The organism is Sulfurovum iocasae, assembly GCF_047716765.1.
In the GTDB taxonomy this organism is placed as follows: domain Bacteria; phylum Campylobacterota; class Campylobacteria; order Campylobacterales; family Sulfurovaceae; genus Sulfurovum.
This window is the reverse complement of record NZ_CP180410.1, coordinates 1,042,973-1,056,506: the sequence shown is the minus strand read 5'-3', so window position 1 is coordinate 1,056,506 and position 13,534 is coordinate 1,042,973. Positions and strand designations below refer to the sequence as shown.

General features: G+C 38.5%; 8 protein-coding genes. 2 read left to right on the top strand and 6 right to left on the bottom strand.

Going from position 1 to position 13,534, the window contains the following annotated elements; genetic code table 11:
- Positions 1-292: 292 nt before the first annotated feature.
- The 6 genes from ACLHDG_RS05135 to ACLHDG_RS05110 form a co-directional block, all read right to left on the bottom strand.
- Complete coding sequence (locus tag ACLHDG_RS05135; protein WP_415407917.1) at positions 293-4,585, bottom strand: hypothetical protein; 4,293 nt, start codon at positions 4,583-4,585, stop codon at positions 293-295.
- Positions 4,586-4,727: 142 nt separating this feature from the next.
- Positions 4,728-5,537 carry a hypothetical protein gene (locus ACLHDG_RS05130; RefSeq protein ID WP_415407916.1) on the bottom strand — a complete coding sequence of 270 codons (810 nt, stop codon included), beginning with the start codon at positions 5,535-5,537 and terminating at the stop codon, positions 4,728-4,730.
- Between the two features lie 539 nt (positions 5,538-6,076).
- On the bottom strand, positions 6,077-6,778 hold the full coding sequence (locus tag ACLHDG_RS05125; protein ID WP_415407915.1) for a hypothetical protein: 702 nt from the start codon (positions 6,776-6,778) through the stop codon (positions 6,077-6,079).
- A gap of 63 nt (positions 6,779-6,841) precedes the next feature.
- Positions 6,842-7,207 carry a hypothetical protein gene (locus tag ACLHDG_RS05120; RefSeq protein WP_415407914.1) on the bottom strand — a complete coding sequence of 122 codons (366 nt, stop codon included), beginning with the start codon at positions 7,205-7,207 and terminating at the stop codon, positions 6,842-6,844.
- Positions 7,207-8,223 (bottom strand): hypothetical protein, encoded by a 1,017-nt coding sequence (locus ACLHDG_RS05115; RefSeq protein WP_415407913.1) that lies wholly within the window; start codon positions 8,221-8,223, stop codon positions 7,207-7,209. The genes ACLHDG_RS05120 and ACLHDG_RS05115 overlap by 1 nt, the downstream gene beginning before the upstream one ends.
- A 15-nt stretch (positions 8,224-8,238) precedes the next feature.
- Complete coding sequence (locus tag ACLHDG_RS05110; RefSeq protein ID WP_415407912.1) at positions 8,239-9,720, bottom strand: hypothetical protein; 1,482 nt, start codon at positions 9,718-9,720, stop codon at positions 8,239-8,241.
- Between the two features lie 491 nt (positions 9,721-10,211).
- On the opposite strand from ACLHDG_RS05110, the gene ACLHDG_RS05105 reads away from it, so the two are divergent.
- Together ACLHDG_RS05105 and ACLHDG_RS05100 are read left to right on the top strand one after the other, a co-directional pair.
- Positions 10,212-11,297: a hypothetical protein gene (locus ACLHDG_RS05105; protein ID WP_415407909.1), complete on the top strand. Its 1,086-nt coding sequence runs from the start codon at positions 10,212-10,214 to the stop codon at positions 11,295-11,297.
- The gene (locus ACLHDG_RS05100; RefSeq protein ID WP_415407911.1) at positions 11,294-13,345 is read left to right on the top strand and encodes a PKD domain-containing protein; all 2,052 of its coding nucleotides are present in this window, start codon (positions 11,294-11,296) and stop codon (positions 13,343-13,345) included. Before ACLHDG_RS05105 ends, ACLHDG_RS05100 begins: the two co-directional genes overlap by 4 nt.
- Positions 13,346-13,534: the final 189 nt, after the last annotated feature.

Sequence of the window (13,534 nt, the reverse complement as noted above, 5' to 3'; positions counted from 1 at the left end):
GCATTCGGGATCGTTATCGCATATCGATGGCAGTCTGGCTCCTTGATCACCGCAGATACGGGCGTTTTCACTCAGCCACTTTTCATGTTGCGCACATTGGGGACAATCTCCAGCATGAGCCGTGAATCCCAACAGTAACAAAGCGATCATGGCCGAAAAGCAGAACGTCAACAGTTTATTTAAGGTCAGATTACGCATACTCATCTCCATAATTCCCAAAACAGATAGCTATTCAATGTTGTCATACTCACTTCCAAATGATTTGTGTTGTGTATTTTATGTCTTAAAGTGATCATCTGTTTTCCTTACAGGACTTTCTCAGTCCCTCAAGAGAAGGGCCATCCGTGTCAACAGTTTTCCATGTATCCTTTAATTTTCTATCACTAAACTCACTCATATCGACAAATGGACCATCCACTCTGGTAACTATGGGACCATTATTCCATATGGCAGGATATTTGGGCGGATAGGGAGACGGTTGAAGCTTGTCACAGAGATCTCCCGCAAGCAGGGCTTGTTCTTTTGCCTTCAGTGCTGCTTTTAAATCCTCAGCCCTTTCAAGAACAAGTATTTCCTCATTCATACCGTCTTGGACATAGACTGCCCCATATTTCTGCAGGGGACCTTTGCCCTCTATGGAGATTATAAAATATACTTTCATAGGGAGTTTCCCTACAGCCGCAACGCAAGTCCCTGCGTCAGAAGCAAGTTTTTCAAGACCTCCATAATAAACTTCAGCAGTATCTGCTGATGCTCTTGCATCTTTTGCGGCATTTTCCATTTTTTTAAGCTGCTCCCTTGTGGCTTCAAATGTCGATGATTCACTCATAATTTTTTTCAAATCATCCTGAATACCGACAAGTTCTTTCTCCTTTGAATCTATTATTTTATTAACATTTTCCATGCAATCTTCAGTTTCGTTTCCTTTAGAGGGGACGTTCTGACTGGATGGAGTTAGCTCTTGACCAATAGATTCCCTTATTTTTTCAAAGCCTTGCCCTATAGATTCAAGGGCGGCATTAGATTGTTCAAATTGTTTTTCCAACTCTTCTATTTTCTCAACGAGAGACTTGTATTCCTCAAATATTTTCTCAGCTTCTTCAGCCTCTTTCTCAGCTTTCTTGAATGCTTTTCTCGCCTTATTTTTAAGCTCCCTAACCTTACGGTAATCATCTTCAAGTTCTTTTATTAGCGCGTCTATCTCCTCTGAAGTTCCTGAAGTAGTATTAATAATTTTTTCGGCCTTCTCGCAAATACGGAGAGCTAGAGCCTCCATTTCCTGTTTTGCTTCTACCACCTCAAGAGAGGCTCTGTAGGCTTCATCTTTATGATTTTTCGCTTCAATTTTCTTTTTTATTAACTCAATTTTTTTCTTTATTTCTTCAATCTTCGCATCAATTTTATGGACATCATTCTTGGTTGTATTTAAATCGGATTCTATTCCTTTTACCTTCTCTTTTGCAGCTTTACATTCTTCTTCTTTAGTGTTATTTCCTTCGGGTGAAATTGGTGTTTCACCTGTATCATTATCATCCTTTTTATCTGTAGCAGTTTCATTTTCATCTTCGGTAGGCTTAAGCTTTATTGTAAAAGGAAACTCAAACCATCTCAAAGTATTTGTTGAGTGCTTTAATGTAACCTCCAAGGAATAGGAATACCCTGGACTAAAACGATCCTCGTCAATAGTAAAACTAAACTCAGGCTCTTCAAGCTTTATATGTTCTTCAACTTCCTTGATCTTCTCTTTGGGAAATTTAATGACTATATCTTCATCTTTTTTCTCAATGGTTTGACCATAAAGCCATCCACGCCGGCGAACAACCCATTGTATGCTTACTGTTTCGTTATGCCCCGCGTAACCAAGTACAAAAAACCTCATATTTACATTTATAGCTTCACCAATAGAAAATTCTTTGGGAATAGTTTCTTCGTTTGCCATTTTTGGAAGCTCCACAAGAACCTTAGAAAGCATAGATCCATTATTATTCCCTAACAACCAACTATCGACTGATTCTATTTCAGCATCGTTTATAAAGTACTTTTCTATATCCATAGTGCCTCTGGATACTTTCATATTTTCAAGTTTTTTTCTGATCTCAGTTGCCATGTCTTTATTTGCTGTTTTAAATATATCTTTCCAGATATTTTTTCCCTTGTTATTATCCCATCCAATGCCATTAACCTCACCTTTAACATCAAGAAACTCTCTTAACTCCGGATGGTTTTTCCAAAGATTGGTCAGATGTTTGTCAAGTGCCTTATTGAGAAGTTCAGGGTTTTTGGTTTTGTCTAGAATCTCCTCACGACTCCATCCGAAGCGAGAGAAGAAGTTAACATCATAAGAAAGCTCTTTATCTACTATCTCACCTGTATAGAATATTTTTACCCATTCAAGGTCAGTAGAGTCTTCTCCTTCACTAGTCAAATAATCAAAGACTGCAGTTATCATTATATTACACACTCCATAAGCCATAGTTTTGCCAAGGGCATATCCTGCAAATGCTCCGACCGGTCCAGCCGTATTTGCTCCAGCCATAACGAGGGTATCATCTACATAATCAAACATGAAATAACACTTACCCTGTACCGCTTTAAAGATCAGGATCTTAAAAAATCCTAAGGGGCCTTCCTTGTAAAATAAAACAGCACCATCCACAAATGTTTTGGCTTGGATTAAAACCTTGAGAAAAGGTTCTACTTCTGTTGTAATGTTAGTACGTAATTGATTGAAATCCTCTTCTTTCTTTTTGTAAAGATCATAAAATGCCTGTACGCTGATGAGCCGTTCTTGCATCTCTGGATATTCAGCTACTACTTTTGAAACAAATTTACTAAATGCTTTGTTGATGATCTCTTTTTCTTTTCTTTTGTATTCTTTAACTATTTTTGATACGATTTCCTTTCTAATCTTCTCCATCTCATCAATATCTTGTTCCACATCTCTTGCAGTCCATATTTCTCTTGTAGATATTTTAAAACCTATTTCTCCAATCTTTTGGCTCAATTCATCTGTAAAATTTCTATCCTTGTTTATGGTTTTAAAAACATCTGAAGATGGTAGAAGGGCGTACCCTTCAACCGGCAACTCCTTTTCAGATAACTTTAATGCTTTAGAAGCTATTTTATATGCTGTATCCATATATAAATCTGCATAGTCGTCTTTATCGTATCTTTTAGGTAATTTCGGAGTGTCAATATCTGGGGGTCTGGGAAGAAGCTCAACACTATTTTCAGAAAATAATACTTCCAAATCTTTTACCAGATTTACTACTTTAATGGACAATTTAACTTTTACTTCCCATGAGGTAGAGTCATCAGCATCCCGCTTGTCCTTGTCTTTTGTCTGATACGGCCATAGAACACCCATTTCGTCTTCGTAGAAATACCTCATCTCTTCAGCGGTTTTAAGACGTTCAGGTAGACGTCCATCCGGGAAGAATACAACGACCGGTGGGTCAGACGGTTTTACAGGAACTATGTTTGGATCCGGTAGCCAGTCATCCTGACCTCCATGCTGGATGAAGTCTTTAGGCTCTTCTCCTGTCAGCCAATGATTAAGCTGCCCGCGAAAGGCCTGACCATTGATGGTCTCTATCCCACTACCATAGGAGATACGCTCCATAGTCCCATCACCAGTCCTGCGGTATACACCATGAAGGTCATAATCACCATGGATCCCTTCCCAAACTTTTTCTTTACCTCCTGGAAGGGTTTGAACATATTCTATTACGCCTGTATCCTTATTGACTCGGTACCCTTTTTTTATCATTCCCTCGCCATATTGGTTCCACGTATCAACAGCCTTTTTACGTTTCTCCCTGAGCCTGTCTGCTTCAGCCTCGTTTTTAGCCTCATCAATAGCCTTATCCCATTCTGCTACTTGCTCTTTGTTGGTCGGGTCAACCACAAGCCCCTTATGTCTACCAACTTGTGCCGTCTTTGCCTTACATGACATTGGTTTCGGCATGTAACTCGGATTGGAAAAGTGGTCAACACTATCCGGATTTCCATCACGGACAATCAAAAAGACACCCTTATCCTGTGCAAATGTGTGCATTTTATTTGCGTGATCTTTTTGGAAGCCGTTTTCATCTTCAAGAGATTCACGTTCATCCCTAGGTAGTAAAGTTGGTGTCCTTCCGGTACTTGGGAGTGCTTCCGTACTATCAAATGGCTTGGCTGGAGGTGGTCCTCTTATAACAGTGGCAGTGATTGTTGCAATGCCTTCTTTGATGGCTTTGATTTTAATATTGTTGAGACTCATACCCGAAGCCGTTAGGCTTGTAGTAACAGGTAAAATAATTTTTGGGTCATTGGAACCCAGTGTAACAATGAAACCTTCGGTTCTTTCTCCATTTTCTATGTGCAGAGCAACTGATTCTTCTGCACCAACGTTTATTCTTTTGGTTTCTGGTTTAAAACTGACTTTAAGAGACTCTCTGGTGATATTACCTGTATTGCCGGTATCAGCTTTGGCAACAGAAAAAAAATAAGAAAAGAAAAAGGTGATGATAAATAGAATTGATATTTTAAAAAATAAATTGAAATTATTATTAAAAACCGGTTTGTTATTAATTGTACTCATGACGATTGTCCTTAATACAGTTTACGTTTCAATATACAAATAACCTACACTATGATATTAAATTATCATACTCTCCATCTTGAGTATATCATAATATCAATGTGCTTTTACAATATGATATCTTTTACTCTATTTCATATTCTTAAGAGCTATCATAACTGAAACTGAGTTCATCATTTATAATACTTTGTGATCTTCTTGCTCCTTTCACGTGCATAAAAGGATGGTTCTCAAGATCATTCTTTTTCGTAATGATCCTGCCGTTCTGAAATAAACTGATCTTATCGGCTTTTAACCATGGAAGAAGATCAAAATCATAAGAATCAGAAACTATATCCCATCCCGATTTTCCATTATCCAGAGTGAAATAATATTCTTTCCTTGCCCATGATTGAGTTAGTGATCCTGCAACCGGGGGTATTTCAGAATAATAAGCGATCGGATAAGCTGTATAACCACAGTCCATTTCAATCGATGAGATTACTGCAACCATTGTGGGCATTTCAAGAATTCTGGGAATAATATAAGGCACATCAGGTCCTGGCCGACTTTCAAAAGGACCTCCCTCCGGGGGTAAACCATTCAGGTTCACCGCCCCTAAAATAAGATTGAAATGTTCACAGAATTGAGGTTTTTTAAATGGTCTTTGTGTTCTGTCCATCCACCAGAATCCTTTTAGATCAACAGGATCAAAGGGATAACATAATTCTTTATTGCAGAATGGACACTGGCTTAATGAGATTTCCGGTATCCAATTCCAATATGCGTCAATGATCTTATCGATTTTTCGCAGAATAACAATTTCATCATTTTCCAGTTTTTCCCGACGTAAATCCGTATCTGACTTCATTTGACGAATTTTTTTTCCAATGTGACCCAAATCAGAGATTAACTGACGGTATTCGTTAACAATTTGGTTGCGTTCTGCAACTGAATGATTTGAAATTATCATGATTATATCTGCCTTTCTTAGATTTTCTTGATATCAATCCCAAAATACTACTTATTGATTACCTGTTGACTTGGCGATGCCGATTATAAATCGATTGCCATGTTGCTCGCTGATCCTCATGTGCCCTACAGTTTTACCAAACATATCTCCTTCCCCCTAAAGAATGTAATTCCCTGCAATATCTATTGGCTTCAGGCTGGTCTTGGCACTGATAAACACTGGAGAAACCAAGGCAACAACACTCCACACAACTATCCATTTGGCAAATAAATCCCTCCTAAAGTACCTCCTTTCTATCTTTCTTTGCACCATCAGATTATCATTTTTAATACAATAGTGATAGACTACTTCTATGCATCTTTTACCACTGTTCCTTTTTTCTTTCGCCTTTGTCATAGTATAGCAAAATAACGGACAACAAGAAAATTATAGTAGTCACCCCATAATTAGACCTCTTTCTTTGCTTTTGAAAAATTTTATATAAATCTGTCGGTATTCAGCAATAACTTTACAATAAAATCTCAAAGTATACTGCCTCCTTAATACTTCACAAGCAGTGATCTATACATATATCCACTATACATCGGCCGTTCATAAAGGAGCTGATACTGTACTACCTTTACCTTCATCCAATCACCCTTCTCTTCAAGAACATCTACCATGGTATATTGTGGAACAGTAGCTATTTTCTTCCCTTTGAGAGTAGGCTTATCTCTGATTCTTGCACCGCTTGGGACATTTACCATATACCAGTTTGCATATTTTTCGTGCGCACTGGCCGAACATGATAGATATTTGGATATATATCTGTATCGTTCATCATCCCGTGCACCATAAAGGCAATTGTATTTTTCGACTATTTTATTGACATCATATATGTGATAATAGTAGGAAAACCTACCATCCCTTCCTCCTCTCTTATAATAAAAATCGTAAAATAACTCCAAAAGCTTCAAGTCACTTTCCCTACCATGATAGCTTGACCTGATAGCACAATCATCTAACTGGCTCAGTGCACTTTTCTGTGTCTGTCTCAATGATATTTCTCGTGTCTGCCTCGATGCTCTCTCCTGTGTCATGTTAGACCACCGACCTCTTTCAAAATATTTATCAACAAACATGTCAATCGTGCCACATGCCTTTGCACTTGCCCCAAACATAATATGTGCATAAAAGAAAAGGCTCAAAATAAGCATAAGACTTCTGAGTAGTTTTATTACTGATGTTCCTGTTTTTAACATAATGTTTCTCCTTTTTTTATTTTAAATAACAAAAGTTTTGTGTAGATCTATTCAACTGCCTGATCATTTGATTGGTGTTCCTATATAAAGAAATGGCAAAGTCCCCGCCAAAGCAAAAAGAGTGAGCATGGATAAACCTACGATCATTGTGATCATAGTGAAAGCCAAAAGATATTCTGAACGTAATTCAGGCTGTTTATCCTTAACCTTTTGCCAAATCACATAAGATAGGATAATCCACGTCAAAGGGAGTATTCCGATCCATAATTGAACAGACAAAGCTAATTCTGTAGGTAATGGGAGTGCCACTGGCACTTCACTTTCAAAATACTGCACAAATCTGTTGTTAACTATTAAAATTGATAACAGGCTTGCAAGCCAAAATAATCCCATCATGATAGCATTGGCTATGATTGTTATACGCCACATTAGTTCTTCTCCAAGTATAATTTGTTTGGTGTTTTGCTCTTATGATCTGCCGGTAATGAAATGGGTGTATTGTTTTTACCGGGACGAATCGCAAAATAAATGTTTTCCGTCGGCTCCTTGTCTCGCAGTTGATAGGTAGCGACAATAGGAAGGCTTGGATAGAGTGTTCGGTTTGACCAGCATATCTCACCTTGTTTGATCGTTGAATAAAACTCTAAATCCCGCCACCAGTGATCAAAATGCAGCGTTATCTCTTCAAAGCCGATAGAACCGGCCCATGATGCACCGCTGGTAAGATAATAATCAAAAAAGTAATAAGAGCCTGTACCAACTTTTTGCAGAAATTGAATTGGAACATTATTCGCTGCTCCATGCATTATTCCCTTACTGCTACTTTCTACCTGTTCTCGAACTACTTTGTTTTCCTGAAATGGAATCTCTATCTCATAATCCACCTTTATCTTTTTTCTCTGAGAAGGAGCAAAAGTCTCTTCCCAGACCATCAGATTTTGAAATGTATCCTTACCTATTGATTGTACTCCGAACAAATTATCACTACCTATCTCTGCCGGAGGAGTAGCTTTTTCGGGGCCTTTTTCTCCTGATACATATTCGTGACCCATCAATCTAGGATAGCTACCTGTCCTTCGGAAAACCTCCCGGACAGCACCATCAGTAACAACGCTAAAATGGGAAAGTTCGAAAGATGAATATTCAGAATTGCTGACTGGAAAACCAACTGTTAGTTTCAATTCGTCAGAGGATTCATTCACAAGCTCAAATGTTGCTCTGACATTCAAAGGAAGGGGAGCAAGTGCACCACCACCCGGCTTAGCTACATGAATATCTACCTTTGCCAAATCCATGCGTACATTCACTGAGCTGTTTACTGAGCCGATGTTGGCTGCTGCATTGACACCCTTGGGAGCAATGACCACTTCTCTAACAACAATTAAATCACCAAAACAAAAGCTTGATGCGACACTTATATAAATAATATAAATCCACCTAATCATAATTTTTCCTTTCTTTTATTCATTCACTTTTATATGTATCTGTTCTACAGGATACCCCTGCTGATCATGTACACGCCTATTTTTCGGATTGATTATCTCTCGCTTGTGTCTGCCTTTTCCAAGCACAATAACACCACGCACACTGATATCTATCGTATTCATCCCATATGGTGCTTTGAATTTGAGCTTCATATATCTTGTACTTTTTGATTTCCAGTTTGACTCCCACCCCTCTATGGCAAAATAGTTGATCCCTATATTTTTTTTCAAAATACGATTGTACATTTTCTTTGGATGCCTATATGATTTAAGGTTATCAAACGTTTTCGAAACAGTGGAGAACTTCATTGATTTAAACTGAGGAAAAGAGAATGTCAATCCGCCCATTCTGACATTTTTAACACCATTTAGCATCTCTGCCTTGACAATAAATTCCTCTCCAGCATCCACGCGTTTAGGATAGTCTATCTTGATAACAATACCACCACTTTTTATTACTTTTTCTAACCTCTCTGTATGCTGCGGAGGGATGTTTTTTCCAAATGAGTCAGCTTCTAACTCTTTGATGCTTTTTCCCGTTCGTATCTTTGCAAGTTGTTGCGGAGTAAAACGGTTTGCAGCTTTGATCTCTTCCCAAAACCTACTCTCCCTTGCAATATCCATCAAACGCTTATGTAGCACTGCTTTTGCTGCTGGTGTTCCATCGACAAAGTAGCGGTCAAGTACAGATACACCTCTGCTATACTGTCCTGTATAGAGATAGTGTAAAAAATGACTGATACTATCTGAAGCACGACCTTCATCTTTAAACCGAAGCATACGATCTATATCCATATGTACCTGAGTGAGTTGCAGCTTCATCTGAAGATGGCGATCTAATTTTTTTGTCAGTTGTGGGTTTAAAGTGAGTTTGCCTTTTTTGTAATTCACCGCTATATTCACTCCGGGAGAGCATGCATAGCAAAGCGATTCGAAGTAAGAGTAGAGATCATCATACGTAATGAGTTCACTTATGCCATCTCCATCCAAATCTTTTATAGATAAAGATGCATTATTAAGATTAACAGAGTCTATTTTGTTCATCCGAGGCAGTAGCGGTATGATGGCAATATCAAAACAACAATGTGCACCACCACTAAAGCCCTCCAGTATCAATTCCTGGATACCATCATTATCCAGATCTCCCTGATAAACCTTAGAGATTCTTTGACTTGAAAAAGCATCAACGACTTTGCCGTTTTGTGTAAAAACAGCATCTGTATGGTCAATCCACTCATCCCCTTTGGAACGGTACTCTTTTTTTACCATTTTGATTCCATGATCGAGTAGCAATTCATCAGTTATCTTGACTACAAAGCTAGATAAGCCGATCTGATGTGCTGCAGAACTGGCATGACCCGGTACCTGCTCACTGTTAATCTTGTCTGTTTGATTTTTGGAGTAGGCTGCTATGCTTACCAGGATTAAAAAAAATATTATTAATTTAATAGTTTTCATGACTTAAAAATCCTTACTGTAAAGGTAGTCTCTTAAGAAAAGTATCAGAATGATACAAGGCTACTTTTACACATCTTTTACCATTGCTTCCTTTTCTTGTGCTGCTTACATAGTATAGCAAAATAACAGACAACAGGAAAAATTATTTTAGTTCCCTTTGAAAAAGTTAAAAAGTATATATATAAGACTAGGCGTCTACGTCCATAAGGAATTCTAAACACTTTAATTTATGTTGAGAGAGCATATCATCAAGCTTTCATACTCTGTACAGTCGCAAGAGAACAACAGTAATAAAATGAGTATTCTTACTTAATAACTATCTTGTCTCGACTAATTTTCATATACAAGTCGTAGCTATTGGGAATAATCAGTTCTTTTCTAATTACGTTAAAAATAAGGAAATTTCTGTTTTAAAAGCGTATAATTAAGCATAATAAGTTTATCAAATTTCTAAGTAAGCCAGATTTGTCAATCCTCAGAAGGAGGAAAAAATGATGCGGCAAAGAATAAAACCATTTCTACTTTTAATTAAACTCTTTTTCCTATTTTTAATATCCATTAGTCAAAGTACTGCAACCAATCCAAAATCTACTTCAACGGGACTCAATAACACGACCGGAGAAAAACTTCAAAATATAAAACTGTTTGACAAGATTACGTTAAAAGATTCGGTAAAGGTCAACCCCTTTGCGGGCTTAAAGATCAATACAAACCAATGGTGGTCCGTACCATACAAAATGAGTTACTCAAAGAATATCAGTTACCAAGAGAAGAAACCCGGAATGAAAATATATTTGGCCGGCACTCAAGATGGAAAAAAAGGCTGGGGTATCGATAACTTTCTGTTTATCGAAATTTTTCTTAAAAACCGGGAAGTAAAACAGTTTGTTGTAGGGTCTGTTGAACCCACAGAATATCGAGGCAAAAAAGTTAATCACCTTGGTGGGAACAAGCATAATTTTGGCCCTAAAGAGATAGAGTTGGGTCAGTATATTCCAGATGGATCCAGGTTTGCACTGACCATCACGCCTCTAGACTATGGCAGCAAAAAGTTTCTTACGGATGTTTGGCTCATATATGAATACCCTTCACCCACTGCAGCTGAAGGCAGTACAAGCCAAGATATCCATAGTGCAGAGAAATTATCTCCGGATCAACAGGAAGTGATCGAGCTGTTAGGAGCACCAAACCTGTTCAGAATCACTTATCTGCCACTGGGCGAGGGTGAAAAATATCTGGCCAGATATGAAACCTGGAGCTATCCTGAATATTCGCAGGAAATTACTTTTATCGCAGGTGACCTATTATCTAATCGAAGCATCCCCCTCGTCGAAGGCAGCAAGAGCGAGGCAATAAAATATTCCGGTTTACGGCCGGAGTTAATCAACTTTGAAATGAATTTATCACAAGTCAGCAAAATCATAGGCTCTTCTCATTTCCAGCGTGTCGAAGAGATGATCATTGAAGGTGCCAAAAAAGATGGTGTAGAGATTTATCAGGGAGAGAACGTTCTGTTCTACCTGCAGGATGGTTACCTACTCTATTTTGAAACCTTTGGCACCGAGGATTCAAAATGATGGCGAAAAGATTCCTGACCCTGTTACTTACCGCGTTATTAATTTCTGCCGTGGTTTCTCCACAGCCTGCTGATGCAGGTAGGGGCCTGAAGGGTCTGGATCCCAAGAAAGCTATTCGAAAAGTGGGTCATGCGTTCAAACATGCTGGAAAGGCGGCAGGTCATACGATCAAATTTGTAGCTGAAATCCAGGGTAAACTCGAGTATAGAATGAAAGAGGCAGGGATTCCTCCGTTTGTCGCTGTATTGGGTGCTGACTTGTACATAAAAAAGTTCCTTTTCAGTGACAGGCTCAAGAGGATACATAGGAGGGGCAAAGAAATCAACAAGAAAATAAAGGACCAAAAAAAGAAACTCAAGGAACTTGATCGGTGCCGCAACGACTTGAAGAAGTTCTATCGACAAGAGGCAAAAAACCTTGAAGAAAGTGCATATGGCCTGTTATCAAACTTACTTACCCTGTCAAAGCGCCTGGTTGCTGGGGAATTTAGATCTGTGAAAGATGGATCTGTGAAAGCTGGAGTTAAAGAATTCAATGCTAGGTTTCTAGCAACCGAAATGATGGCTGGGAAACAGTACGAGCTCGCAAACCAATTAAAAAAACAGGCAAAACAACTCAGTAGAAAAAAATTCATCAAGCTTATCAGCACCATTGGGCCCAAAAGTGTGGCCAAAGAACAATTAAGTGGATCTAGGAAAATTGGCATCACAAGTTTGACAAAAGAACTCCTGAAAAGTACAAATGCAAGGGTAGTTATCGCCGCTCTGACAGGACAGATAAATATTAACACGATCAAATCAGACATAGTTGAACAGAAAGTAGATCGGGAATTAAACATACAGGGAGCGAAACACAAATTCGATGCAAAAGCACTCAAAGAAAGCATCAAACGTCAGGTAAAAGAGAAATTGAAAAAAGACCGTGCGTTCCTTAGAAATAAAAAGAACCTCTATGCATTCATTAAGACTGCTGTTGCCAAAGAAGTGCAAAAACAGAAACTGAAAGTCAGCTACCTAAAGAGTCAGTTCAAAGCCAAACCACAAAAAGGTATAGTCCCTCTTTCTGTAAAATTTGATGCTAATGCCTCCGAGGGAAAAATCAAAAAATACAAATGGAATTTTGGTGACGGGACCGATCCGGGTTATGGAAAGACTACCTCACACACCTATAAAAAGAAAGGCAGTTACGAAGCAGAACTCACCATTACCGGGGAAAACAGTATCGAAAGCCTATCCAAGATCGTAACCATAACGGTATTGCCCAAGCCAACTCCACCTTCCATAGCACTTTCTGTTGACCCCATAGAGGTCAGCCCTGGCGAGGAAGTCACCATCATAGGCAAGCTCATCCTTGGTAGCATAAAGAAGGGTACGCTCACCATAACATGCAAGGTTGGCCAGAAATCCCTAAAATCTAAAGTTATCAAAGGTGGTGAACTCGATTATGACCATGAAATCAAACGTGTATATACCGTTCCCAAAGATGCCGAAGCCGGCAAGCGTGAGGTCACTAGCACACCAACGATCAAATTAGGCAAGGAGGATGCTGCAAAATTCAAACAAAGTACATCTGTTGGTAAAACCAGCACCACCTCTTTCAGGATCATTGCTGAAAAGAAGACCATAAAAAAGGATATCGAGGAAGAGACCATAGAAAAAGATCCCTTTGTGGGAACATGGGTAGGAATAGAAAAAATTCGCAACAATAGCTCTATGTCTCTTGATGAAATTAAAGCTATGGGTATGACGACAATCTTTCCACTTCGTTTTACCGTCACCAGACCAGGTGGTAATTATAAAGTTTCAGGTATCCCATTATTAATAATAAAAAACGTCTCAGTGAGTGGAAAGACACTAACTATTACAGCCTTGGGTACCCTTATGCCTATGTACATGAAGCACGACCGAGAGATATTTACACTCACATTACAGAAAAAAGGACATAGTCTGGTGGGTACACATAGAATAGATTTTGTTCCATGGGGTGATAAAGTACCTATAGAATATCGGTCCCACCAGATAAACGATATAAAACTCCATAAGCAATAGATACATTAAAACCAATAAAGTTGAGTGAATGTTGTAAAAACACTACCTTTTCAAAATCTTAATATAAATCCGACCTGAATGGAAATCCACTTCAACCAAGGGAGTTTCATTTAAAATAACCTCTTCATCTTAAAATACAAAACATCTTCCTCAAAAATCAATTTACAAAACTACTATTCGATTCCTAAC